This window comes from Bacillota bacterium (genome assembly GCA_018333655.1).
Classification (GTDB): Bacteria; Bacillota; UBA994; order UBA994; family UBA994; genus BS524.
Map to the genome: position 1 here is coordinate 19,220 of JAGXTJ010000008.1, position 25,726 is coordinate 44,945.

The window sequence follows — 25,726 nt, forward strand, 5'->3', positions numbered from 1 at the left end:
ACAAGTTTAGCACGGGAGAAATACGCTGTCAAAGGAGGCTGCCAGCCGCCTATTTTCGCCAGAGCGGACTGTCAGTCGTTTTTGGTCGCAATACTCCAGTAGGGGTAGGGCATACTTGCGGCTTGAATCGATCATGGTACGAAAGGTAGCGAGTGTGAGTTCCTCTTCACTTTGAAAATGGGCCACGATAAGCTCTCGGGTACGTATCAGTGCCTGAGGGTGAAAGTACAGGCCTTCGGCCACTTTAACTACCTCCCCTCGCAAAGATAGTGCCTCCATAATTTCTTTCTGCTCTTCTAAGGTCAGCGAGAGCTTTAGCGCTAGTTCATCTACCAGGGGAGGGCTAAAGAGCTCTGTGTGGAGTACGTCTAGGGTCTGTTCACGTCCCCGCGCCCATTTACCGACAAACTCTACGGCAAAGTCGCGACTGGCGATGGTGCGCGACCCCAGAACATAGCCTGCCTCGTTCTGCAGAAACAAAAGGAGTGAAGCAAAGAGGCGGCTGTTAGCACTAGGCAGTACTTTGCTACGGAGTTCCTCGCGCGGCAGGCCACTGCGCAAAGGATACCGGCGATGGTACAGCACTAGCTCCGCGTCTATTTTTTTCTGCAGATGATCGGTGGCCAAGCTTGAGACGATAAATTCATGCTCGTCAGCCCGCAGGCTGTATACCGCCTCCTTGGCCAGAAGCTCTTCGAGCTCTTCCTCTTTGTCCTGGCGGTGCACAAGGCGCAGCAGTTCTTCGCGCGTCAAAATTTGTCCCTCCGCCTTCTGCAAAGTATGCATGATGACCTCGCCCGTGCTTCCTCTTTCCAAGGTCTCTAATTCAGCAATGCTCTTTTCTCTAAAGCGTTTACGCTTTAGCGGCACAGGGTCGATGACGCTACCCCCACCAATGGTCAGCATGGGTGAGTAGGAACGCAAAACAAAGCGGTCGCCTGCCCGCACCGCTAGGGGCTCCTCTAAACGCAGCTGAGCATAGGCGCTCTCCCCCGGCGCTAAGGCATCTTGTTCTAAGAGCACCACGCGACAAAGAACTTCTGCCGCACCGGTGTAGACGCGTAGCCGTTCACGATTAGTAAGGAGCTTCTCAGCCTCAGCTAAGAGTGATAGGCGCACGTCAAGCATCAGCGAGGGCAGCAGGCTGTGCGGGGCGGCTAGTACATCCCCACGCGAAAGCTCGGCAACTTGCACCCCCGCGAGATTTAGGGCGGTGCGCTGACCTGCTCCCGCCTGCGCCACTTTCTGTCCATGCACGCCAAGGCCGCGTACGCGCGCTGAGAGCCCTGCCGGAAGTATTTCTACCGTATCGCCTACCTTCACATCTCCGGCTAGCAAGGTGCCAGTCACCACAGTGCCAAAACCTTGCACCGTAAAGACACGATCAATGGGCATGCGCATTGGTTCGGCTACATCCTTGGGGCGTGCTTGATCACCTAGAGCATCTATTTCTGCCACTAGCGCAGGCAAACCTAGCCCGGTAACGGCCGAAACGGGTACGAGGGGGGCATTAGCGAGAAAAGTCCCCTGTACTTTCTCGCGGATATCTAAAATTACTAGTTCAAGCCACTCGGAATCCACTAAATCGGCCTTGGTCACGACGATAATACCGTGCTTGACCTGCAAGATAGACAAAATGGCCAGATGCTCGCTTGATTGCGGCATGACGCCTTCATCGGCAGCGACAATCCAGAGAACGATGTCAATGCCCCCGGCCCCGGCAAGCATGTTCTTGATAAAGCGTTCGTGTCCGGGCACATCCACAATGCCAGCCCGCCGACCACTTGGCAAGTCAAAAAAAGCAAAGCCTAGATCAATGGTGATGCCGCGTTCCTTCTCTTCTTTCAGACGATCGCAATCGATGCCCGTCAACGCGCGCACCAAGGTCGTCTTGCCGTGATCGATATGACCCGACGTACCAATGACAAAATGCCGCCTCATGCCGGCACCTCTGCGGCAAGGGAGGCGAGGGCCTCGACAATCTCTTCTTTTTCACCAGGCAAGACACAGCGCAGGTCTAGGAGCACCCGACCCTTTTCCAGGCGCGCAATGATGGGCACCGCCCGCTGTCTCAGTTTGTGCAGCAGCTCCATGCACCCTAGGGGAGACAGAATAGCTACTGCCCACCCCAGTAGTTCCTGGCCAGGCAAGGAGCCCCCGCCCACCTGCCCAGAAGAGGCCATCACTTGCACTTGCATACCTCTGAGGTTACCAATTTGGGCTGCTAAGGCTTCGGCTTTCTCTCTTAACTCATCTACAGGCATCCTGAGCATACTTAGGAGTGGTACTCTCTCTAGATAATCACCGTGGCGGTAGAGGCGCAGAGTCGCCTCGAGCGCAGCTAAAGTTAGTTTGTCAATGCGCAGGGCGCGTGCTAAGGGGTGGCGAGCAATAAGCTCTATTAAGTGCTTTTTGCCAACAATGATACCTGCCTGCGGCCCCCCCAGCAGTTTGTCCCCCGAGAAAGTTATCACATCTAGGCCAGAGGACACTGCCTCTTGCACTGTGGGCTCGCCCCAGAGGGGTAGCATTGTCCCACTGCCGAGGTCTTCAATGGCCAGGACATGGTGGGTTTTGGCCAGCGCGACCAGTTCCGCCCGTGAGGCGGTTGCCGTAAAACCCGTTACCAAGAAATTACTGGTGTGCACTTTGAGCAAGGCCGCTGTTTGCTCCGTGATGGCGCGTTCGTAATCTCGCGCATAGGTCTTGTTGGTTGTACCAACTTCTCTAAGCCTCGCGCCACCCTGCAGTATGACCTCGGGAATGCGAAAAGCCCCCCCGATCTCAACTAACTCGCCCCGCGACACGACTACTTCCCGCTCCTTGGCCAGAGCACTAAGGACCAGTAGCACTGCACCCGCATTGTTGTTAACCACGAGAGCATCTTCCGCCCCGGTAAGTTCACAGAGGAGAGCCCGCACATGGCTTTGGCGGCTTCCCCGCTCACCTGTATCTAGCTCGTATTCTAAAGTCGAATACCCCTTCGCCGCCATAACCACCGCGGCGATGGCCTCCTCCGCTAAGGGCGCACGGCCTAAGTTGGTATGCAAAGGAAGCCCTGTGCAGTTGATGACCCGCCGCAGGCTCATCTGCCTCTTCTCCCCCAGTATGGTCTGCACGCGGGCGAGGAGCCCAGTATGAGGTTGAGGTGTAGCTAGGGCGGCAGCTTCCTCGGCCAAAATAGCGCCCCTCATTTCCTCTAGCGCGTTCTGCACTGCTTCTCGCACCCCTACTCGCCCGTAAGTGGCTACTAGTTCAGCAAACTCGCCCCGCCGCAGAACTTCATCGACTTGGGGAATTTCGCGCAAGCGTTGTGTGTTCACGAGCTTTTGCCCTCTAGGTACTTGTCCACCGAGTAAGCAGCTAAGGCTCCATCCCCAACAGCGGTAGCAACTTGCCGCAAATGTTTCTGCCGCACGTCACCCGCCACAAAGACGCCGGGCAGGGAAGTAGTTAAGTCATCGCCCGCCAAGACATAGCCTGTGGCATCAAGTCGCAAGGCCCCTTGGAAAACGCTGGTGCTTGGCACCTGCCCAATGAGAACGAATACTCCATCGATGGGTAGCACGAAATCTTCGCCGGTCAAGACATTAGTCAGGATGACCCCGGCGACCTTCCCTTCCCCGAGGATGCTTTTCACTGTGGTGTTGTACATGATACGAATTTTAGGGTTGTCTTCCGCTCTCTTTACCAATACGCTTTGCGCCCTAAACTTCTCGCGCCGATGCACTAAAGTCACTGAGGCCGCAAAGCGAGTAAGAAAATGCGCTTCTTCTACAGCGGTATCGCCCCCACCGACAACCAAGACATGTTTGTGGGCATACAGTGGCCCGTCACAGGTGGCACAAAAAGACACCCCCTGGCCTGTAAATCTAGCTTCGCCTGGGATGTCTAGTCGGCGCGAAGATGCACCCGTAGCCACTATGACGGCTTTTCCATAGTATGTCCCCGACAAACCCACAACCTGTTTTACTTCACCGCTAAACTCAACACTTTGCACATCGTCATAAATGACTTCTACCCCAAAACCTTCTGCCTGCCGTAACATGGAGAGGGCTAGCTCAACACCGTCAATAGGCTCAGCGAAGCCCGGGTAGTTTTCGATGATGGCTGTGGTGGCCATCTGGCCGCCCGGGCCTAGCCGTTCCAGCAAAAGCGTCTTCAAGTTAGCTCGCGCCGCATAGAGGGCCGCCGTAAGCCCCGCTGGGCCCGCACCCAAGACTAAGACATCGTAAATATCGTTCACAACGAACCTCCTATCTAAAATAAATAACGACCCACGAGAGTTTCGTGGGTCGAGAATATCTAGGCCTCTATGTCATATCCGGTATCAGCGATCGAACCTTTCAAGATGTCGAGCGACACCTTTTCGGGGTCGTATGAAATGCTCACCTTGCGCTTCATAAGATCGACTGCCACCGCATGGACTCCAGGCACGCTTGATAAAGCTCGACTCACGGTCGCCTTACAATGGCCTCAAGTCATTCCTGCTACAATAAAAGCAACTTCTTTCATGCCGATACCTCCTGTTTTCCATCATGGATAATTACTTCATGTATCGCTCTAAAGCGGCGAGCAGCTCGTCAATGGACTCCTCTGCCTGCCCCGACCTAATGGCAGAGGCTAAGCACCCTCGCGCATGTCCATCTAAAACTTTAAGACCGACGCTGTCGAGTGCAGCCCGGGCGGCAGCAACCTGCGTGAGGATTTCTAGGCAGTAGCGATCTTCTTCGACCATGCGCTGTAGACCACGGACCTGCCCTTCAATTTTACGCAGACGCTGCAGTATATCTTCACGCGGGGCTTTCATTGTGGGGCTCCCGACAGCCTTGGCAGTAGCCAAAGAACCGCAAGCTATGGTCCGTAATCTTGAAATTACTTTGCTTAGCAATACGCGCCTCCAATTCATCGAGCAGATCTTCGTTGAACTCGATGATTTCGCCGCAGCTTAAGCACATGAGATGATGATGGTAATGCCTCTCTTTATCGCTTGCCAGCTCGTACTTGCGACCGCCTTCGCAAAAATCGAGACGCGAGACAATGCCAAGACTCTCAAAAAGGTCTAGAGTCCTGTAGACTGTCGCTAGGCCGATTTCGGGATTCTTCTCGCGCGTTACAGTGTAGATCTCTTCCGCTGTCATATGGTTGATCTCCGTTGCGAGAAGAATACGCAAAATAGCCTCGCGCTGTGGCGTAAGGCGAAAATCTTTCTCTTTAAGTACCCCGATAATTTGCGCTATGTTTTGCTCCACCGACACAATGCCACCCCTATTTATAGTTTACGTTTAGCATGACACCCTCGAGCAGCTGTGTCAAGGGCACGCCGAGCATCGCCCTAGGCCCGGCAGCACTCCCGCTTGAAGAACTCAGCCCAGAGCGTTAAGTTGTATGGCTTAGGCTGGCAATCTAGGCCCTCCGTCCGCCAGAGTTCGGTCTCGCCCGCAGGGCAGTTGAGCAAGACTATTTTTAGCCCCTCGCGCGAAGCTTCTTTTAGGCGAGCTTTATCTTCATCACTAAGTATATCCCAATCGACCACGATACCACCACTCGTCTGTTCTAGTGCCTGAGCAATAGATTCGCAAAGTAGCACGTCGAGACAGGTGCGCTTAAGAATCGTGGGGGCCACTAAGCGCAAAGTCTTATCCTTAGTAATGAGTGCTACGCGCGGCCTAGAGCTAGTGGTGACTTGACGCTGCAACAGACCCTCCTCGGCGGTGGGACGCCCACTGCGCAAGTCTTTGATATAGATACTGTGATTCATCTGTTTGGCAACGCGCTTAACTTCAGCTGCGAGCTCGGCAATCTGCCAGTGACTTTCGATCGGGCGATGTTCGTTAGTGACTACGGCCAACGAGACGGTGATGAGGGGTTGCTCTACTGGCTGACCCTCGCGAGAGTAGCCCAGGACATACCCTCTAGCGCGGTCGTCCGCATGATAGAGCTTGGGCATCTCGGCGTCGAAACAGGCAATGGCTTCTTGACAAATGCCGTCTACTTTGTCCGGCGTGGTACACAGTATAAAGTCGTCGCCGCCGACATGGCCGACAAAGTCATGCTCATTACCCCATCTCCTGGTGGCGTGCACCAAGATCAAACCTAGGGCGCGCAGAACCACATCTCCCTGCAAAAAACCGTAGGCATCATTGTATGACTTAAAGTTATCAATATCGGTGTAAATCACGGCAAAAGGTGCGGTGGACTCTGCTAGTTGCTGCAGCTTGTCCGTAATGGCGATATTGCCAGGCAAGTTGGTAATGGGGTTAAGTGAACGCTCGGTACGCGAACGGCGCAGGTGGGCCTTGACTCGCGCTAACACCTCCGAAATCTCAAAGGGTTTGGCCATGTAGTCGTCAGCGCCTGCATCTAGCCCAGCCACAATGCTGTCCGACGTCCCCCGGGCTGTTAACATAATAATAGGAACATGGGCGATAAGCGTATTGTTGCGCACCTGACGCGCCACTTCGAAACCATCCATCTCTGGCATCATCACGTCCAGGATGATCAGGTCCGGGCGCTCTGCCACCGCAGTGGCCAGCCCCTGGAATCCGTCGGTAGCGGTAAGCACTTCGTACCCCGCCGACATGAGATTAACTCTAAGTAAGTTCACGATAAGCCGATTGTCGTCCACCACTAATATACGCTTCATCGCTGACTCCCCCCACTAGCTGGCAAAGTAAAGTAAAAAGTTGAACCAGAGCCAATAGCGCTCTCTACCCATACTCTACCACCATGCAGCAAGACTATGCTGCGCACAATGGCTAGGCCAAGCCCTAGGCCTTCGGTCTGGCGACCGACAGAGTTATCGACACGATAGAACTCTTCAAAAACAAACTCCTGTTGTTCGGCCGCAATGCCGATGCCGCAGTCTGTTACCGAAACTTCTACTTCCCCTAACATTCCGCGCACCCTGACCCATACTTCACCGCCTAGGGGCGAATACTTGATGGCATTACTGAGCAGATTGTCGAGCACCTGACTTATCCGCACAAAGTCAGCCCTAATTACGGGCAGATTGTCGGGCACTGACCACATAATAGTGTGGCTGTGGGCAGAGTTTTGCGCGCGGCGACAGGCCTCGGCTACTAGCTTGCCTAAAGAAAGCGGCTCCCGCACGACCACGATCTTGCCTAGAGAGGCCTGCTGCACCGACAGCAAGTCATCCACCACGCGCAGAGCTTGCTCGGAGCAGGTTTTGATAGATAGTAAAAACTCTCGCTCTTCCTCTTCGGGCCACTTGGTATCCGGCCGGAGCAAAGTATCGGTAAAACCCCTAATGCAGGTTAGTGGCGTACGCAGCTCATGCGAGACCATGGCCACAAAATCACCACGGAGTTTATCAATCTCCTTAAGACGGAGCACTGCCTGCTGCTCCTTATGTACCAGACTTGCCGTATGTATGACGGCGGCCAGCTGCTGCGCGGCAGTTTCTACTACTTTGACCCGGGTGCCTGAGGAGGCCGCCGAATCAAACCACAGCGCCACCACGCCCACACCGCGATCTAGGGCACGGACGGGAGCGGCGACATATTCTTTCGCCTGCACTGTGCGCCGCGCTGCACGCGCTTCATCCATGGCCGCATGCAACAAGCGCAACTGCTCCTCGGACAAAGGAGACCCGACCGTAATCGTTTGAAAGGAGTCCTCGCGGTCCGCAAAAGTGCATTCTAGCTGACAAAATGAAGCTTGCACCGCCCTCATCAGACCTTGCACGGCAACTTCCACCGTTTTGCGCAAATTCTTAGAATCGGCAAAGAGCCGCGCTAGGACCGCCAATGAAGATAGCTGCTCGTTAACCTGCTCTAGTTCGCGCGATACCTGCTGCCCTCGCGATAACTCTCGCGCAATCATGAGCCAGCCCATAAGCGCTCCGTTTTCGCCGCGCAGGGCCTGCCAGGTGACCTTTACGGCAATTTCATCCCCGCCAGCCTGCACATGCATCTCTTCACCAACGGTGGGAGACTCACCCTGTTGCGCATTCCTAAACTTTTCTAACATAGCACTGCGTTCCGTGGGTCTGTAAATGGGCCAAACTTCTTGCTTTGCTTCGTGCTCCGTCATGCCGTAGACATTGCTTGCTCCTTCGTTCCATGCCGCAACACGCCCCGAGGCGTCAAAGAGAACTACGGCATCACTACAATGATGAGCAAGAAGTTCAATACTCTCTTTGGTTTTACTTAGCGTTGACTTACGCGCCTGCCACCACATCTCTGCCATCACCTGCACTGCAAACATTTTACTCCACCAGTTACTTAGCTATTAATTCGCTGGCAGAGGCGCACTCACCTGCCTTGTTACATCCCTAGCCCAAAATACTATTGTAGACTGCCTTAGCCGTAACAATGTTACTTGTACCGTAGACGAGAGCTCGACCATCTGCGAAAACAACCACTTCATACCCATCTTTAGCCACAATTCGTAAGCGAAACCGCGAGTTATCCACAGAAAAACCGCGCACCTTGAGCCGCTCCGCCAGCGCGAGTAACGTACACTCACCCGCGGCACCAGGTAGCAAGACACTGTTTTGCCCACAGACAAGGGCGGCCAGGCTGTCGCGCTCTTGCCCTAAGAACTCAGTTCGCCTTAATTGGCAGGCTGGGCAAGCTGGGTCTTGCGGAATCGGCTGCGTAAGGAATTCTGTTCTCGTGAGCTCTAGCTGCAAGAGACCTGAGAGAGGCGCCTGGCCTGTTAAAAGCTTGAAAAGCTCTACTACCTGTAGCGCCGCCACCATGGTAGTGACCGAGGCAAGCACACCCGTAGTTCTGCAGCTCTCCCCCGCTCCGGCCACAGGCAACTCCGTAAAGAGGCACCTAAAACACGGGCCCTGCGGGGTAAAGACGGCCAGCGCGCCGCCAGTGCCTAAGGCCCCACCATAAACCCAGGGCAAGTTGAGGGCCAAACAGGCCTCGTTCAAGGTGAAACGCGCCAGGTAGTTGTCCGTGGCGTCAATGACCGCATCACTGCCCAGAAGTAGCTCTAAGGCATTAAGACCAGTGAAATCGGCGACTAGGCCTTCCACCACAATGTCGCTGTTAATTTGCTGTAGCCGTAGAGTCGCCGCCTCTGCCTTGGGAATTCTCGACTCGGCATCACTTTCCACAAAAAGTGTTTGGCGCTGCAGATTGCCTAGCTCCACCACATCGCGATCAATAATCCGAATTCGGCCCACCCCAGCGCGCGCTAAAAGATCGGCGGCCACCGTACCTAAAGCTCCACAGCCTAGAATGGTAACTGTAGCTGCCGACAGTTTCTCCTGACCCAGAGGGCCTAGAAAAGCAATATTTGTCTGTGCGATGTACCTATTCATGCTCCATGCCCCCTGCGCCAAATATTGAGAAAGACTTGAAAATACTTTATGATTACCATAGGGGAGCAATTTCTCACCCTGCGCCCTACCGCCATAAAACTGTAATTCTGCTGAAGACCGAGGAGGATATGCTGTGCAAAAGTCTTTTACCTATACACTTGCGCCCCACACTTTCGAACTCGATATAGAGCGCCTACGTAAAGGATACTACACCGATGCTTATTTTTCTAACACGGTGCGCCTCTTAGGGCATCTGGCCAGTGAAGGCTACACCTTCGCTGGCGAAACATCGCTCTTACCGGGAGACCTCTCGCTGGTGTTAACGGGCGACCTCGAAGTCGAGATGCAGTTTTTCCCGCGTCGCCAACCCTTTGCGGTAGTGGCAGGTGTGGAGGAGAGTCTGGCCATACTGCGGGAAGGCACTGGTTATTTTACGCCTAGTGGCGAATTTGTCAGTACCTACTGCCAGCTCGAGGTGGAGGCGGTGCCCGATGGCACCCTCACTCCCTACCATGGAGACTCGCTAGATGTTAGGCCGGTGCTTAAAGTGAGGGGCCGCTATCGCGACTTTGCCAAACTCGAGACACCCATTCTTGGCGTTCTTACGGAAAGCTCGCGCGTGGCTACTAATGTCTACAATACTTTGGTCGCGGCCCGGGGCAAGGATATTTACTTCTTCCCGGCTCGCTTCGCCCACTACAGAGTGCAACCGCTACACGGCTATGCCTACAGCATAGCGGTAGCGGCCTACAACCAAAACTACGGCGCTAGTAGTCGTGTGTTTGTCTCAACCGATGCGCAAGGGGCCTTCTTGGGGGTTCAGGGGGGCGGCACCATTAGTCACGCCAGCATTGCTTGTTTTTTTGGTGATACACGTGAGGCCATGCTGCAGTTTTGCCGCACCATGCCCCCCGAAATACCTCGTATCGCCCTCATAGATTTTCATAATGACTGCGTGGCCGAGGCCAAGAAAGTAATGCAGGCCATGTTCGCCAAGTACTTAGGGTACTTTACCGCCGGTGATATGGCGAACGCCAAACTCTATGTTTTATATGGCGTCCGTCCCGATACAGCCGGCAATATGCGCGATGTCTCTGTTCCGCCGCTAGGGGACAGAGAGCTAGACTGCGGTGTTAATCCGCGCCTCGTCCACAACATACGCAGGGGTATAGATACGGCCTACCTCGAGTGGGGGCTGCCGCTAGAAGCAGAAACCCTTGCCGCCAAGTGGTGTCAAGATGTAAAAATAGTCGTCACGGGCGGCTTTGATTTAGCGCGCATAACTGCCTTTGAGTCGCTCGGGGTGCCGGTAGACATTTATGGCGTAGGCTCTTCACTGCTTGAGAACACCAAGGGCAGTAGCACGGACTTTACGGGCGACATTGTACGCGTTAAGCTGGCGGATGATTGGGTGCCACTCGCAAAACTTGGCCGAGGGCCCTGCCACAATAGCGACCTTTGCCGTGTCCAAAGCTAGTCGTCTGAACTGACAGGCACCTCGAGTAGAGTTGACGCCTGCTCTTTAGGGTAGGTGTGGACTGCAGGAACAAAAAAGCCTAGTAAACCGCCCACCATGCAGAGCACCCCGGCGCTGGCGATCATGAACACAGGTCCTACCACAGCCACGGCAGGGCCTGCTAGTGCTTGCCCAAGTGGCCTCAGCCCACTAGAAATAGTTTCGCGAGCGGTAAAGGCGCGACCTCGCAGTTCAGCGGGAACTTCACGCTGCCAGATATTGCGCGAAGCCATATTAGCAGTGACAAGCACAAAACCAACCAAGGCGCCCCCGATAAGTAGCCACCCCTGATGCGGCGCGAAAGCCACCACCAAGGTAACTGCTCCTAGAGCTACTGCCGAATTTATGAGCACCAGACCACTTTTCTTAATTAGATAGGGGGCGCTAGTCAAGATCAAGGAGGCAGCGAGAACGCCGGCCGACTGAAAGCTGCCGAAGAGACCCATAAGAGCTGGTCCACCTTCTAAAACTTTCATGATAAGCAGGGGGATGGAAACGCTAATAGGCGCTAGTACCAAGTTTATCATGGCGCCGTAGATCAACATGGGCATCAGCACCGGGTGGCGGAAAATGAACTGCAGCCCGCTCTTAAAATCATTTTTAAAACTCTGGGCCCCACTTTCAATCTTAGGCGAGGCGAACCTGATGATGCAGAGAGAGAGCGCGGCCACAAAGTAGGATATCGAGTTGGCCAAAATGGCCGCCCCCACCCCAGCGGCAGCGATGAGCACTCCGCTTAAAGCGGGCGCGAGTAGCCTGATGATGCTCCCAGCAGTCTCCATGAGCGAGTTAGCGCGCACTAGTTCATCCTTATCGACAACGACCGGAATTGAGGCCTCGTAAGCCGGGCCATCTAGGTTAGACACAATGCCCATCAGGACGGCAGCCACAAGAATAATTGGCAAGGAGAAGATACCTCGCCAGTAGAGCAGGGCCATCACAGCTGTAATCAGCCCGTTCAGAGTATGCGCGGCGAGCATCATGAGGCGTTTGTCGCTACGATCTATGTAGACGCCAACGAAAGGCCCGAGGATTAACATCGGCAGCGAGGTTGCTAGCGCCACAAAAGAAACCGCGACGGCACTCTCCGTCACACTAACGACCCACCACATCAGAGCTAGGTTAAAGAGTGTATCGCCGAGAAGGGAGACGACTTGACCACCCCAGAGAATGAGAAAAGTCTTGTTGCGCAGCACAGGCACGGCAGGTTGTTCATTCATGAGCGAAAAAAACCTCCTTTTTATGCGACAGGGCATCAAGAGATGCCTACTAGGTAATTTCGCCCTGTGCCTGGCGTATACCTGCTAGGCTACGAAGAATTGGTCAAATAATGCAGAAATTTCACAGTGTACTGCGCTTTTGCCCTTCTTGGAAGCGTTCCAGGATGTCCGGGTTGGCCTCAAGGAATTTGAGCCATGCTTTCATGGCTTGCAGGGTCTCGTCACTAATACAATGCTCCATTAGTTCCGCATCCACAAATTTTCTGTTCAGAACGCCGAGGGCGGAAAGGTAGGCTTGCACCGTGTTGTGCCTATCTAGCAAGAAAGCGCCGGCCGCTTGCCCCGCTTCAGTGAGGGTCACATAACCATAGCGCCTATGCTTGAGAAAACCTAGCTCGCGCAGTTTCTTGGTAATGCGGGTTACTGAGGGGGCAGCGACGTGGAGCTGCTCGGCCAAGGTGTTGATACGAATGTAGTCATGCTGCACACAGTGTCTGTAAATCATTTCTAAGTAATCTTCTTGGCTAGGGCTAAGCAAGGCCCTATCTTCTTGACGCAGTAGCTCGTAGCCACGAAAAGTATGAAATTCATTTTCGTCTCCCACCTTAACCTCCTCCTGTAACCGTCTTGGCACGCCACACATATGTTAGCAGCAGGCAACTTTTTTGCCTGCTGCTAACATATGTACGACATCACCGAGCCATGACAAAAAAGTGGGAGGTCAGTTTATGGAGAGAGAAGTCATTCCCTTGGCGCATCTACCTCTAGGCTGTCGCGGAAACATTGTTTCACTTCAGGCGACAAGCAAGACCCGCAGACGACTACAGGATTTAGGTTTTATCCCCGACACCGCGGTCGAAGTGCTCCATAAGAGCCCAGCAGGAGACCCTATCGCCTATGGTCTACGTGGTAGCGTCATTGCTTTGCGTGCTGACCTAGCCTGCCAAATCCTGATACAACACACCGAGTGAGGGGGGAACGGCATGAGTTACGCTGCACAGTTCACCGTTGCCCTAGCCGGCAATCCTAACACCGGCAAGAGCACCGTCTTTAACAGCCTAACCGGGCTGAGACAGCACACCGGCAATTGGCCTGGTAAGACGGTCACCTTTGCCGAGGGTACCTATACTTGGCGAGGTGCCACCTACCGCCTGGTGGACCTACCGGGCACGTATTCGCTCCACACGACTTCCCTTGACGAAGGCATTGCCCGGGCTTTCATCAGCAGTGCAGAGCCGCAGGTTACGGTGATTGTAACTGATGCGACCTGCCTGGAGCGCAATCTCATCCTAGTTTTACAAGTGCTCGAGTTAACAGACAAGGTAGTGGTCTGTGTTAACCTGGTGGATGAAGCGCGGCGCAAGGGAATTACAGTAGATATAGAAAACCTCGCCGCTCTGCTCGGCGTGCCTGTGGTAGCAACGAACGCCCGGGACGGCGACGGAGTACCTTCCTTGCAAGAAGCAATCCGGCAAGTGGCCACTCAAGAGCTAGCCACCCGGCCGCTACGGCTCGCGCACAGGCCCCCTAGGGAGGAGCTAGGTACGGTCGACAACCCCCCTAGGGGAGAAGCCTCGAGCAAGAGCCGCGAAGCCTTGCTGCCGCAAGACGAAAGTGATCTGGTCGCAGAACGCCTCGTCACCACAGCACAAGACATTGCCAGCCGGGTAGTCACCCTGCCCTCGGTGCGGCACGACCGTCTCGACCGCAAAATAGATAAGATCTTGCTCAGCCGTCATTTTGGCCTGCCGATTATGCTCCTCTTGCTCGGCGGAATTTTCTGGCTAACCATTGTGGGCGCAAACTACCCAGGAGAACTACTGGCGCATTTTTTTGCGGCACTAGAAGTAGAGATAACCGCCTTAGCGATGGCCGTTGGCCTGCCCTTGTGGCTACAGGATCTGCTTATTACGGGGGTTTATCGCACGATGACGACGGTGGTGGCAGTGATGCTCCCCCCTATGGCCATCTTCTTCCCCCTCTTCACCCTGTTAGAAGACCTCGGCTATCTTACCCGTGTGGCCTTTAACCTCGACAACTTCTTCAAGCGTTGTGGTGCGCATGGCAAGCAGGCGCTCTCTATGTGCATGGGTTTTGGCTGCAATGCCGCGGGCGTTATTGCCTGCCGCATCATCGACTCCCCACGGGAGAAACTCATCGCCATTCTGACTAACAATTTCGTGCCCTGCAATGGCCGTTTCCCCATCCTTATTGTCGTGGCGACTATTTTCTTGGCTGGCCTAGGAGGAACATTTGGCTCCCTGCTCGCCACTCTCGCCGTTCTTATGACTGTAGTACTCGGCGTTCTACTGACCATGCTCATCGCTAAACTGCTCTCCCTAACTGTACTCAAGGGTCTCCCCTCCTCCTTTACCCTGGAGCTACCACCTTATCGCCGCCCCCAACTAGGCCGGGTTCTCGTTCGCTCCTTCATCGATCGCACCCTCTTTGTTCTTTCGCGGGCGGTGATAGTGGCCGCCCCGGCAGGGATAGTTCTCTGGATGATGGGTAATTTTACAGTCGGGGGCAGCAGTCTCTTAAGCATTTCAGCCGGTTTTCTCGACCCCTTAGGGCGCATGATGGGTCTCGATGGGTTTATCTTGCTGGCCTTTATACTGGGGTTGCCGGCCAATGAGATTGTTATTCCTATACTCATTATGGGCTACATGCGTACCACGTCCATGCTTGAGCTAGACAGTCTCGAGGCCCTACGCCAACTCTTCCTGATAAATGGTTGGACCACCCTAACGGCCGTCTGCACCATGCTTTTCGCTCTTTGCCACTGGCCCTGCGGCACCACTTTGCTCACCGCCAAAAAAGAAACTCAGAGCCTAAAGTGGACGGCACTGACCTTTATCATCCCCACTGTAACCGGCATCGTTGTGTGCACGGCAGTAGCACAAGGGGCACGGCTCTTAGGACCGCTACTAGGCTGGCATTGACTCCCTGACCTTCATTCGATACGATACTTACTAGAATTATGCTACTAGCTAGTGGAGCATGGAGGCGAGAGTTGTGCTATTTGCCATCGATGTAGGAAACACCAACATGGTGCTAGGTCTGTACAAAGAAGGTCTTTGGTCGAAAACTTGGCGTATTTCCACCGACCAGAAGCGCACCATCGACGAGTATTATGCCCTTATCTCCTCCCTAGTGAGGGACGCCCATTTCAGGCCACAAGATGTGGCAGGCGTGGTGCTTACTAATGTCGTGCCTCCTCTGCAAGGGACGATCGAGGCGGTAGCCGAGAGGCTGTTTGGCCGCGAGCCCTTAGTTGTCGGGGCAGGGGTGCGTACGGGTATGAAAATTAGAACCGACAACCCTCGCGAAGTGGGTTCTGATCGTATCGTCAACGCCGTGGCCGCCTTGCATCTCTACGGCGCACCCGCCATTATCGTAGATTTTGGCACGGCCACCACCTTTGACGTACTATCTCCCCAGGGCGATTACCTCGGGGGTGCCATAGCCCCCGGCATCGGCATCTCCGCCGAGGCGCTGTTCTTGCGGGCCTCGAAGCTTAGCCGAGTGGAACTTGAGCGGCCGAAACATGCCATCGGCAAGAACACCGTCGACAGCATGCAGTCGGGGCTGATCTTCGGCTATGCTGGGTTAGTCGAAGGCATGGTAGCAAGACTAAAGAGTGAGCTAGGCTGCCCTTGCAAGGTCATCGCCACTGGCGGGCTAGCCAGAGTGATCGCCGAGGAGACCACTGTGTTTGACGCCATCAACGACAATCTCACGCTCGAAGGCTTGCGCCTTATTTACGAGCTGAACAAGTAGAGGCGAGATTATGGAGAAAAAGATAGTAGTTCTCGGCATTACCGGCAGTATCGCCGCCTACAAAGCGGCCGACTTAGCCAGCAGACTAGTGAAAGCAGGTTACGAGGTAGATGTGGTGATGACCAGGGCCGCGCAGGAATTTATCAACCCCCTCACCCTACAGGCCATCACGCATCGCCCCGTAGTAACGGAAATGTTTACTCTGCACAGCGAAATGGCCGTCGAACACATTGCCTTGGCAGACCGCGCCGCAGTCCTCCTTATTGCCCCAGCCACGGCCAACATTATTGCCAAACTCGCCCATGGTTTCGCGGACGACATGCTTTCTTGCACTGCTCTCGCGACACGGGCCCCGGTAGTGATTGCCCCCGCTATGAATAACTTTATGTACGAAAACCCAGTAACCAAGGAAAACATCGCTGATCTCTCTGCGCGGGGCATGGTTTTTGTTGGCCCGGGGGAGGGACGCCTGGCCTGTGGCACGACTGGCCCCGGGCGGCTGACAGAACTGCACGAGATTATGGAGGCCGTAGAGAAAGTGCTTTGCCCGCGACAAGACCTCGTGGGGCAGAGGATAGTCGTCACGGCCGGTGGAACCGAGGAGCCCATCGACCCAGTACGCTTTATTACCAACCGTTCTTCAGGCAAGATGGGCTATGCCTTGGCTAGTGCCGCGGCGGCGAGAGGGGCAGAGGTAGACCTCATCTCCGCGCCGACCTCTTTGACTCCGCCACGCGGGGTTAACTTGGTGAAGGTACGCACGGCAGAGGAGATGTCTGCCGCGGTCAGGGAGCACACCTCGCACTGTGACGCCCTTATCATGGCGGCAGCCGTGGCCGACTACACCGTTAAGGAACCCGACCAACATAAGATCAAGAAGACCGCAGGGAAACTCGTGCTCGAGTTAGAACGCACCAGAGACATCTTGGCTTCACTTACCGGCTCGTTCTTAAAGATTGGTTTTGCGGCCGAGAGCCGCGACCTACTTGAGAATGCACGACAAAAGCTTTACAGCAAGCAATTAGACTTAATTGTGGCCAATGACATTACCTCTCCCCACAGCGGCTTTGATGTGGACACCAATGAAGTCACCTTGCTCTATCCGAACAAGGAGAATGAACCCTTGCCCCTGATGACAAAAGAGAAATTAGCGCATATAATACTCGATAGAATCATTCTCTTGCATAGGGTAGTGCCAGCGCTTGGATCCTTGGTGACCGAGACGCAAAGGTAGGGCTCATACAAAACAGCCTAGGCCATTGCGTTATGGACTAGGCTGTTTTCTTGCAGTAATAAGGAGTGAGGACCGTGAAATCTATAGGCATAATAGGCTTAGGTAGAATGGGGGCCGCCTTGGCTTACGCGCTGGCCTTAAAGGGGCTACCTCTTACGGCGCTGGCCAGTCGAGACAGGCAGAAAGCCGAAAAGTTAGCTAAGACCATTGGCCAGTCCACAGATACTCACCCGCAAGTTGTAGCTATAGAGGACATGGCGAAGCAGGCAGAAATCATCTTTATTGCTACCCCCGATGACGCTATCGCCGCAAATTGCGCCCGAGTCACCTGGGACGCCAGCAAAACCGCCGTACACCTGAGCGGGGCGCAAACACTGTCCGTGCTTGAGGCGGCCAGCCAAGAAGGCGCGCATGTTGGTTCTTTTCACCCGCTTAATTCATTCGCCCCTAGTGACTGTGCCAGAGCGCGCGAACTCTACGACAAGGCACTCGTGCTAAAGGTCTCTTACATTGGTCTGGCCGGCTCTGATGCGGAATGCTTGAGCCTCTTAGAGAGTTTGGCACACACCGTGGGTGCTGGACACTTTCTCATCGCTGAGGAGCACAGGGCCTTGTATCACTTGACGGCTGTTATGGCCTCGAATTTTCTTACCACCCTGGTAGCGACGTCAGTGCAGCTTTGGCAGCAGATGGGCTACGATGCGCAGGCTGCGCTCGAGTATATGGCTCCCCTCGTGCGTTCTGCCAGCCACAACACCCTCGAGTTAGGCCCTGTAGCTGCCTTAACTGGCCCCATCGCGCGGGGAGACAGCGGCACGGTGCACAAGCATTTAAGAGCCCTTGCCGAGCTCCCTGACACAGGCCAGACCGCCCGTCTCTACCACGCCCTAGCCATGGCCACGCTGCCGCTGGCCGTTAGTAAGGGCAGCCTTGATGAGGCTCGTTACCGCCAAATCTTAAATCTACTGCAAATGGAGGAACAACGATGCGTGAAATGATGAAGTCTAAAATCCACCGCGCCACCGTCACCGATGCTAACCTTAACTATGAGGGCAGCATCACAGTTGACAGCAATTTACTTGATCTCGCCGATATTCTGCCCTACGAGAAAGTACAGGTGGTCAATGTCAACTCCGGTGCGCGCTTTGAAACTTACGCCATTGTCGGCGAGCGCGGCTCTGGCACCATCTGCTTGAACGGGGCAGCGGCCCGCTTGGTACAACCAGGCGACCTAGTCATCATCATTACCTATAGCACGGTGGACAACGTCTCAGCCCGCTCTCTCGTGCCTAAAGTCGTTCATGTCGATGCCAAGAACCAACCCCTAAAGGGCAGTCCCGAAAAACAATAGGAGGTGCCTCTAGTGCGAGTTTCGATTCACGCTTTGCGCAAGATGAAGTCAGCGGGGGAAAAGATACTGGCCCTGACCGCTTACGACTACCCCACTGCCAAGATCGTCGACGCTCTAGACATCCCTGTCTTACTGGTCGGAGACAGCTTAGGCATGGTGGCACTCGGACACCCCACCACCCTGCCCGTTACCCTCGAGGTAATGGTGCACCACTGCCAGGCGGTCGCGCGTGGGGCGACCAAAGCAATTATTGTGGGCGACATGCCTTTTGGAACATACCATACCACGCCAGAAGACGCCTTGCGGAACGCCATCCGCCTCGTGCAGGACGGCGGCGTAACTGCCGTTAAGCTCGAGGGCGGCAAGGTCGTTAGCGATACGGTGGCACGCATTGTCTCCTCTGGCATTCCTGTTATGGGGCACATCGGACTTACGCCGCAATATGTGCACCAACTGGGCGGTTACAAAGTACAGGGCAAAACACGTGATGCCGCAGAACGTTTGTTGCAGGATGCCTTAGCCCTCGAGGAGGCCGGCGCTTTTGCCGTGGTCCTAGAATGTATACCCTCGGCACTGGCTAAAGAGGTAACAGAGGCTCTGTCCATCCCCACCATTGGCATCGGGGCCGGGCCATACTGTGATGGCCAAATTCAGGTGCTCGGCGACATACTTGGCCTAAGCGATTATGTGCCCAAGCACGCGAAGCAGTATACTAACCTGCCTGACCTCATGAAGCAAGCGGTCAAGATGTACCTGCAAGAAGTCAAGCAAGGCACCTTTCCGCCACTCACTTAATGACAGGAGGACCATATGCAAGTAGTCACCACGATTGCTGAAATGCTTGCCCTTCGCCACTCTCTCCTAGGCCAGACCATTGGTTTTGTACCGACCATGGGCTACCTCCACGAAGGACACTTAAGTTTGGTGGATAGGGCCAAGGCTCTGAATGACTGCACCGTCGTCAGTATCTTTGTCAACCCCACGCAATTTGGGCCCCACGAAGATTTGGCCAAGTACCCGCGTGATCTTAGCCGCGATCTACTGCTTCTTGCCGCGCGGGGGGTGGACTATGTCTTTATCCCCGAGGTGCGCGATATGTATCCGGGGGGCACCATGGACACCACCGTGCAGGTGTGCGGGGTCACCGAAATGCTTGAAGGCGCGCTACGGCCGGGGCATTTTGCCGGTGTGGCCACGATTGTGGCCAAGCTCTTTAATATAGTTAGGCCAACACAGGCCTACTTTGGTCGCAAAGATGCGCAGCAGTTAGCAGTTATTGTAAAGATGGTGCAGGACTTAAATTTTGCTACGACAGTCGTGCCCTGCCCGACACTACGCGAGCCCGACGGGCTAGCGATGAGCAGTCGCAATGTCTACCTTAGTGCCGCCGACAGGCAGACCGCCCTCTATATTTCGCGCGGACTACGCGCGGCGCACGCCGCGTGGCAGGAAGGCCTGCGAGACAGAGACAACTTGCTTAAAATTGTGCGTGAAGAGATGGCCCAAGGCGACTTTGCCGCCATCGACTACGTAGAGCTGGTCGATGGCGAGAGCTTCGCTACCGAGAGACAAGCTCGCTTAGGCTCTCTAATTGTCGTCGCGGCTAAAGTTGGGCCGACCCGCCTCATAGACAATATCCTGCTAGATTAGCACTACGGCCGTACCATAGGCCAGAACCTCAAAGGCCATGTCTCGCCCTACCGCAGAAAACCTGACCCCTACCACAGCATTAGCGCCCTGCGCCAATGCTGTGGTTTTTAGGCTAACTAGTGCCGCGGTGCAGGCATCCGCCAAAGCAAGACCGCTGGCGTTGCCTTGTACTAGCCCTAGCACTTCGACTATCTCTTTATCCGCCACGGTGTTGGTCGTGACCAGGAGTGCTTCTCTAGTTTTCAAGGCATCAATCCTCCCCCTGCCCAGTGGGTTCATATTCTGCGGAGCTATGCATCAGGGCCAGAAAAGCGTCCGCAACGCGGGGGTCAAACTGTCTACCGCGCCCCTTCTCTATCTCTGCTAGGGCTAGTTCTCGCCCTAGAGCGCGGCGATAGGGCCTGTCGCTGGTCATGGCGTCATAGGCGTCAACTACCGCCACGACCCTCGACCGCAAGCAGATGGCTTCTCCCCTAAGTCCTTGCGGGTAGCCTGTGCCATCCCACCTTTCATGGTGGTGCAAGATGCATTCGGCAATATGGGATAACTCGGGTGAGGTACTGGCGATACGAAAGCCTATTTCGCTATGCTTCTGCATAATGCTCCATTCTTCGGCTGTCAGTGGGCCACATTTCTCGAGGATCTGTTCGGGAATGGCAATTTTGCCAAGATCGTGAATGGAGGCGAAAACCTCGATATCATCACGCATAGAGGGAGAGAGTTCAAGTTTAGCTGCTAAACGCAACGAGAGATCAGTCATGCGCATACTGTGTTCCGTGGTCTCATGCGTTTTTTCTTGCAGTGCTTGACGCAAAGAAGCAATAAGCGAATTACGGATGCTCTTTCCTTCTAGTAGCTTTTGATGATACATGCGTTCCTCTGCCGCGGTAAAGAGCACTTCCTTGCGTTGTCTGTCGTGAGCGGTACTCGCGCCTAGCGCCAGGCTCAAATGAATAGTGGTGTCACTACCAGCCTGGCAGCGCTCTCGTATACGAGCACATATGGCCATTGCTTCGTTTTCATCCACACCTGGCAATAACATGGCGAACTCATCACCACCTAGTCTCGCCACAGTGTCTTGCGGTCTGGCCTCTAGGGCCAAGACGCGGGCCGTGCGCTTTAAAATCTCGTCGCCCATGCCGTGCCCAAAGGCGTCGTTGACAACTTTTAACCCGTTGGTATCCCCCATGATCAGACTTACTGGCCATGGTCCATGGGCCGTGAGCTCGGCAAAGACATGGTCAAAATAGGCGCGATTATAGACATTTGTCAATTGATCGTAGTGGCTCATGCGGATGATTTTACGCTCGTTCTCCTTGCGCATACTAATATCGGAGTAGATGCCATAGCCCCCGACATAATGTTCCCCTATGTGCACCGGCACGCCTTTAATCTCGACTTCAATTTGGCGACCGTCCTTATGCAGACGCGTGGACTCCAACCCGCAGGTTAGGCCCTGCATCATACTTAAAGTGAGGGCGTTGGCCTCCTCAAGTTTGTGCGTAGCCAGCAGGCCCTCGAGGTGGCTACCCCGTGCCTCATCGGGCGAGTAGCCAAATAGCAGGCTAAAGGCTTCGTTGGTTTCTAGTATACAGTTGTGCCCGTCGAGCAAGACAATGGCGTCCTGCGAATTGGCAAATAGCGCTTTCCAGTACTCGTGTTGACGCGAAATTTCGTGGTGGTGCTCCGTCGCGTGCTGCATAGCCGTCTCGAGCGAGGCATTTAGTTCCCTTTGTGCCAGTTCACTCTCGCGCACATGATGGAGATACGATTCAAGACGCGCCAACAGACCGTTGAGAATGCCTACAACTCGGGCGGTCTCATACATATTGGTGGTGGGCAAACGATAGGATGGGGTTCTTTCCACATCGATACGACCGATGCCCTCCGCCAAGCGCATCAAGGGGCGCACGACATATCGCTGCTGAATAAACACGAACAGGGCCGCCATGGCAGCCAGACTAGCGAGTAAGCCCGCAATAACCGCCCGGAGCATGGCCGTGTCTGTTGCTAGGTCGGCCGCTGGGACAAAAGCTGATAGCACCCAATTTGTTCCAGAAACTTGCCACCGCGCAAAGTATCCGCCATGGTCCCCGACATGCGTGAGAGTTATGCCGCGGCTAGTGTTGGGAAAAGCGTTCACGAGCCACTGGTAAGTGGTCTGCGCTTGCTCGAGGGAAAAGCCATGGCTAAGTCGCGAAAAAGCCATTAACTGGGCACCATCAGCCAGGAACACATGACTGCGCGAGGTGATATAGGTATTCTCTGTAAGGGCCACAATGGTGGAGAGCGATATATCGCCGCCAACCACGCCCAGGAGCTCGGCACTTGCGCCGTAGACTGGCATGGCCACAGTGACAATGTAGTCATCGCGCGAAGCATTCAGGAAAACGTCAGTAAGCACCAGCCCGCCTTTTTCTGCCGCCTTGACATACCATGGTCGCAGCCGAAAGTCGAGCGTAGGCGGGGGCACAAAGTCGGTGGCGTTCACCATCTTGTTTTCCCGCGTGACATAGTAGAGAGAGCGAAAGTAAGGGTCCGACTGGAGTATGGTCTGCAAACCCGCGCGCAGTGCCAGAGCATCGTTGGGATACTTTGACGCTGTCAAGCTCGCTAGGCGAATATTTTGCCTGCGTGCATCTAGCCAGGCAGCTAGCTTTTGTTCCGCCCCGAGCATTCTCTCCACAGCTAGGTTGCGGGACTTTTGCTCTAGTATAGAATGATAAAAGCCGTACTGCACCAATACCGCCACGATGGGGACAACAAGGAGCAAGACCAACAACGCGTAATATTTCTTTAGTAGTCCCTCCATAGTCGATGCCCCCCCTGCCGTTATGCCTTATCTCAGTATTTCTTTACTAGTTCTCTGCTGGCAAGTAAATCTCCTGCCAGAAATACAGCCCGCGGGGCAAGGGTGCAGGAAAGAGCCCACACACCGCGAAATATTTACGCAGCGACAGAATTTTACGCCGAGGGAGTTGATGCTAGGTGATTGCTAAGGAGTTAATTTTTCGCGAGCCCCTCTGTCTTGGCGAACACAAGACGCTGCTCGATGCCAAAATGGCTTTTGAGCTGCATGATGCAGACGTACTGGCAGTGCTGCGGCCTGACGGAACCCCGCATGGTGGTGCGCGCCGTACCCGCTTTCAAGCAACTGACCGACTTTGTTATGGGCATCGAAGGTAACCCCCTCGTTTCACCTGCCATCGCTGTTAACATTCTCGCCGGCGCAACCGGTTCGGCCTCAGGTGGCCTCGGCATTGCCCTTACTGCGCTCGGTAAAGAATACCTTGCTATTGCTCAAGCAGCAGGCATTAACCCCGAGGTTTTCCACCGCATCGCCTCTCTCTCATCCGGCGGTCTCGATACCTTGCCGCATAATGGCGCAGTCTTGACACTGCTTGCCGTCACTGGCCTCACCCACAAAGACTCCTACATCGATATTTTTGTCGTCTCGCTGGCACTGCCTATTGTCTCAGTTATCGTCGCCATCATTCTCGCCAGTTTCGGTATAGTTTAGTAGAATAAGCGCAGAGTTGCTTTGACTGAGAACACTAGCAGGGAGCTTGCTTACCCTGCTAGTGTCCCGTGTCAGTGCTAAGTAGAAAAGGAGGAAAACAGATGCGTCTCAAAGACAAGGTAGCCGTAATCACTGGCGGCGGTCGTGGCATCGGTGAGTTTACCGCCAAGCGTTTCAGCCAAGAGGGAGCGAAAGTTGTTGTCGTCGATCTTAATGAAGCTGATGTGAATAGAGTCGTTGCTGAGATCACCACTGCCGGTGGGCAGGCCATCGGTGTAGGGGTCGATGTCACCAACAGGGCCATGGTAGATGACATGGTCGCCAAAACTGTGGCCACCTATGGCAAGATCGACATTCTGGTCAACAACGCCGGCATTACTGCCGACAACACCCTACTCAAAATGACCGAAGCCGAGTGGGATCGCGTATTGAACGTCAACCTCAAGGGCGTCTTCCACTGTGGCCAGGCTGTAGCCGCCGTGATGGTCGAAAAAGGTCAAGGCGGAGTTATCCTCAACGCCTCCTCTGTTGTGGGCATCTATGGTAATTTTGGGCAAACAAACTACGCTGCCACCAAGTGGGGCGTCATCGGCATGACTAAGTCTTGGGCCAAGGAGCTAGGCAGAAAAGGCATCCGCTGTAACGCCGTCGCCCCCGGCTTTATCATCACCCCCATGACGGAAAAGATGCCCGAGAAGGTGCTCGAGATGATGAAGGACAAATCGCCTCTTAAGTCCCTCGGCTACGCTGATGACATTGCTAATGCCTACCTGTACCTCGCATCCGACGAAGCTCGCTTTGTCACGGGAACGGTGCTCAGCGTTGACGGAGGCCTTGTTCTCTAGTCTTCACTACCCTAAACTTAAGATTTGGAGGGATAGTCTATGTCAAAAGTGTACCTAGTTGCCGCCAAGCGCACTGCCATTGGCTCTTTTGCCGGCGCGTTGTCCACCGTTCATCCTGCGGATCTAGGCGCGGGCGTTATTAAATGCCTGCTAGAGACTACCGGCCTACCACCTGATGCCGTTGATGAAGTGATTGTAGGCAACATGCTGCCGGCTGGTCAAGGACAGGGCCTAGGCCGTCAAGTCTCCATTAAGGCTGGAGTACCCATCACTACCCCTGCTTACTCCTTGAACATGGCCTGCGGCTCGGGCATGAAGGCGATGCTCAATGCTTATGCCAATATTTCCCTAGGACTTCACCAGGTCGTCATTGGCGGTGGCGTAGAGAGCATGTCTCTGTCGCCCTACTTACTGCCTAACGCTCGTTCTGGCTACCGCATGGGCCATGTTCAGGCCGTCGACCACATGATCCATGACTCCCTTACCGACGCTTTCCACAATGTCCATATGGGAATTACTGCCGAAAACATCGCGGAGAAGTACGGCATCACCAGGCAGGAGCAAGATGCTTTCGCCGTGGCCTCGCAGAAAAAGGCTATCGCCGCCATCGATGCCGGTCGCTTTAAAGATGAAATATGCCCCGTAGAAGTAAAGACTCGCAAAGAGACCGTAGTCGTGGCCGCAGACGAGTACCCTAATCGCGGTGCGTCGCTCGAAAAGATGGCCACCCTCAAGCCTGCCTTTAAGAAAGATGGTACTATTACCGCCGCTAACGCCTCGGGCATTAACGATGGTGCCTCCTTCTATGTACTGGCTTCAGAACAGGCGCTCAAGACCTACAACCTCACCCCTCTCGCTGAAGTGGTAGGTATTGGTCAGGGTGGTGTAGATCCTCTCGTTATGGGCCTAGGCCCCATTCCGGCTGTTGCTGCCGCGCTGAAATTTGCCGGGCTAAAGCTCTCCGAGATCGATCTGCTCGAGCTCAATGAAGCTTTCGCCGCGCAATCTCTCGGTGTAGTTAAGGGCTTAGCGGAAGAGCATGGCGTCAGTGAGGACTGGATTTTGGAGCGCTGCAATGTCAATGGCGGCGCCATAGCACTCGGCCACCCCGTGGGCGGCTCGGGCGCGCGCATTATCACCACTCTTATTTACGAAATGAAGAAACGGAATGTCGAGTACGGCCTGGCCTCCCTCTGCATAGGCGGCGGCATGGGTACGGCGGTAATCCTAAAGTCAGTCTAGGAACTCCCGCAAAGCCAAGAGACCTTGAGCCGCCAAAGGCGTTCAAGGTCTCTTTTCCTCTGGT

The 25,726-nt window shown here is 54.7% G+C and carries 23 protein-coding genes and 2 pseudogenes; 12 read left to right on the plus strand and 13 right to left on the minus strand.

The window, feature by feature from the left end; all coding sequences use genetic code 11:
• Positions 1–6: 6 nt before the first annotated feature.
• From selB to KGZ92_01640, 9 genes and pseudogenes are all read right to left on the minus strand, one after another.
• Positions 7–1,941: a selenocysteine-specific translation elongation factor gene (gene selB, locus KGZ92_01600; GenBank protein MBS3887979.1), complete on the minus strand. Its 1,935-nt coding sequence runs from the start codon at positions 1,939–1,941 to the stop codon at positions 7–9.
• Complete coding sequence (gene selA / locus KGZ92_01605; GenBank protein ID MBS3887980.1) at positions 1,938–3,323, minus strand: L-seryl-tRNA(Sec) selenium transferase; 1,386 nt, start codon at positions 3,321–3,323, stop codon at positions 1,938–1,940. Before selA ends, selB begins: the two co-directional genes overlap by 4 nt.
• Positions 3,320–4,237, minus strand: a complete 918-nt coding sequence (gene trxB / locus KGZ92_01610; GenBank protein ID MBS3887981.1) for a thioredoxin-disulfide reductase — start codon at positions 4,235–4,237, stop codon at positions 3,320–3,322. Before trxB ends, selA begins: the two co-directional genes overlap by 4 nt.
• 68 nt (positions 4,238–4,305) lie before the next feature.
• A pseudogene (locus KGZ92_01615) lies at positions 4,306–4,515 on the minus strand (heavy-metal-associated domain-containing protein).
• 31 nt (positions 4,516–4,546) lie between these two features.
• Complete coding sequence (locus tag KGZ92_01620; protein MBS3887982.1) at positions 4,547–4,810, minus strand: metal-sensitive transcriptional regulator; 264 nt, start codon at positions 4,808–4,810, stop codon at positions 4,547–4,549.
• Positions 4,794–5,252 carry a transcriptional repressor gene (locus tag KGZ92_01625; protein ID MBS3887983.1) on the minus strand — a complete coding sequence of 153 codons (459 nt, stop codon included), beginning with the start codon at positions 5,250–5,252 and terminating at the stop codon, positions 4,794–4,796. Before KGZ92_01625 ends, KGZ92_01620 begins: the two co-directional genes overlap by 17 nt.
• Before the next feature lie 83 nt (positions 5,253–5,335).
• The gene (locus KGZ92_01630; GenBank protein MBS3887984.1) at positions 5,336–6,646 is read right to left on the minus strand and encodes a response regulator; all 1,311 of its coding nucleotides are present in this window, start codon (positions 6,644–6,646) and stop codon (positions 5,336–5,338) included.
• Entirely contained in the window at positions 6,643–8,232 is a 1,590-nt protein-coding gene (locus tag KGZ92_01635) for a PAS domain S-box protein (protein ID MBS3887985.1), read from the minus strand. The genes KGZ92_01630 and KGZ92_01635 overlap by 4 nt, the downstream gene beginning before the upstream one ends.
• 67 nt (positions 8,233–8,299) lie before the next feature.
• On the minus strand, positions 8,300–9,304 hold the full coding sequence (locus tag KGZ92_01640) for a ThiF family adenylyltransferase (protein MBS3887986.1): 1,005 nt from the start codon (positions 9,302–9,304) through the stop codon (positions 8,300–8,302).
• 133 nt (positions 9,305–9,437) lie between these two features.
• Here KGZ92_01640 and KGZ92_01645 point away from each other — a divergent pair, with 133 nt between their 5' ends.
• On the plus strand, positions 9,438–10,781 hold the full coding sequence (locus KGZ92_01645) for a nicotinate phosphoribosyltransferase (GenBank protein MBS3887987.1): 1,344 nt from the start codon (positions 9,438–9,440) through the stop codon (positions 10,779–10,781).
• On the opposite strand, the gene KGZ92_01650 is transcribed toward KGZ92_01645, so the two are convergent.
• On the minus strand, positions 10,778–12,040 hold the full coding sequence (locus tag KGZ92_01650; protein ID MBS3887988.1) for an MFS transporter: 1,263 nt from the start codon (positions 12,038–12,040) through the stop codon (positions 10,778–10,780). The two genes, KGZ92_01645 and KGZ92_01650, sit on opposite strands and share 4 nt — an antisense overlap.
• A gap of 121 nt (positions 12,041–12,161) precedes the next feature.
• On the minus strand, positions 12,162–12,644 hold the full coding sequence (locus KGZ92_01655) for a DtxR family transcriptional regulator (GenBank protein ID MBS3887989.1): 483 nt from the start codon (positions 12,642–12,644) through the stop codon (positions 12,162–12,164).
• 124 nt (positions 12,645–12,768) lie between these two features.
• On the opposite strand from KGZ92_01655, the gene KGZ92_01660 reads away from it, so the two are divergent.
• From KGZ92_01660 to panC, 8 genes are all read left to right on the plus strand, one after another.
• The gene (locus tag KGZ92_01660) at positions 12,769–13,011 is read left to right on the plus strand and encodes a ferrous iron transport protein A (GenBank protein MBS3887990.1); all 243 of its coding nucleotides are present in this window, start codon (positions 12,769–12,771) and stop codon (positions 13,009–13,011) included.
• 12 nt (positions 13,012–13,023) lie between these two features.
• Complete coding sequence (gene feoB / locus KGZ92_01665; GenBank protein ID MBS3887991.1) at positions 13,024–14,982, plus strand: ferrous iron transport protein B; 1,959 nt, start codon at positions 13,024–13,026, stop codon at positions 14,980–14,982.
• Positions 14,983–15,055: 73 nt separating this feature from the next.
• Entirely contained in the window at positions 15,056–15,820 is a 765-nt protein-coding gene (locus tag KGZ92_01670) for a type III pantothenate kinase (protein ID MBS3887992.1), read from the plus strand.
• 7 nt (positions 15,821–15,827) lie between these two features.
• A complete protein-coding gene (gene coaBC / locus KGZ92_01675; GenBank protein MBS3887993.1) occupies positions 15,828–17,054 on the plus strand; it encodes a bifunctional phosphopantothenoylcysteine decarboxylase/phosphopantothenate--cysteine ligase CoaBC in 1,227 nt (408 codons plus the stop codon).
• Positions 17,055–17,128: 74 nt separating this feature from the next.
• On the plus strand, positions 17,129–18,052 hold the full coding sequence (locus KGZ92_01680) for a DUF2520 domain-containing protein (GenBank protein ID MBS3887994.1): 924 nt from the start codon (positions 17,129–17,131) through the stop codon (positions 18,050–18,052).
• The gene (locus tag KGZ92_01685; protein ID MBS3887995.1) at positions 18,040–18,405 is read left to right on the plus strand and encodes an aspartate 1-decarboxylase; all 366 of its coding nucleotides are present in this window, start codon (positions 18,040–18,042) and stop codon (positions 18,403–18,405) included. The genes KGZ92_01680 and KGZ92_01685 overlap by 13 nt, the downstream gene beginning before the upstream one ends.
• A gap of 12 nt (positions 18,406–18,417) precedes the next feature.
• Entirely contained in the window at positions 18,418–19,200 is a 783-nt protein-coding gene (gene panB, locus KGZ92_01690; protein ID MBS3887996.1) for a 3-methyl-2-oxobutanoate hydroxymethyltransferase, read from the plus strand.
• Between the two features lie 15 nt (positions 19,201–19,215).
• Positions 19,216–20,055, plus strand: coding sequence for a pantoate--beta-alanine ligase (gene panC / locus KGZ92_01695; protein ID MBS3887997.1), 840 nt, complete (start codon positions 19,216–19,218; stop codon positions 20,053–20,055).
• Here panC and KGZ92_01700 read toward each other — a convergent pair.
• Together KGZ92_01700 and KGZ92_01705 are read right to left on the minus strand one after the other, a co-directional pair.
• Positions 20,047–20,334: a heavy metal-binding domain-containing protein gene (locus KGZ92_01700; protein ID MBS3887998.1), complete on the minus strand. Its 288-nt coding sequence runs from the start codon at positions 20,332–20,334 to the stop codon at positions 20,047–20,049. The genes panC and KGZ92_01700 overlap by 9 nt on opposite strands.
• Positions 20,306–22,867 carry a diguanylate cyclase gene (locus KGZ92_01705; protein MBS3887999.1) on the minus strand — a complete coding sequence of 854 codons (2,562 nt, stop codon included), beginning with the start codon at positions 22,865–22,867 and terminating at the stop codon, positions 20,306–20,308. Before KGZ92_01705 ends, KGZ92_01700 begins: the two co-directional genes overlap by 29 nt.
• A gap of 312 nt (positions 22,868–23,179) precedes the next feature.
• Here KGZ92_01705 and KGZ92_01710 point away from each other — a divergent pair.
• The 3 genes and pseudogenes from KGZ92_01710 to KGZ92_01720 all read left to right on the plus strand — a co-directional run bounded on the left by KGZ92_01710 (position 23,180) and on the right by KGZ92_01720 (position 25,662).
• Positions 23,180–23,575: pseudogene (locus KGZ92_01710) on the plus strand (GntP family permease).
• Positions 23,576–23,676: 101 nt separating this feature from the next.
• Entirely contained in the window at positions 23,677–24,420 is a 744-nt protein-coding gene (gene fabG, locus KGZ92_01715; GenBank protein MBS3888000.1) for a 3-oxoacyl-[acyl-carrier-protein] reductase, read from the plus strand.
• A 39-nt stretch (positions 24,421–24,459) separates the two neighbouring features.
• The gene (locus KGZ92_01720; protein MBS3888001.1) at positions 24,460–25,662 is read left to right on the plus strand and encodes an acetyl-CoA C-acetyltransferase; all 1,203 of its coding nucleotides are present in this window, start codon (positions 24,460–24,462) and stop codon (positions 25,660–25,662) included.
• The last annotated feature ends 64 nt before the right edge of the window (positions 25,663–25,726 follow it).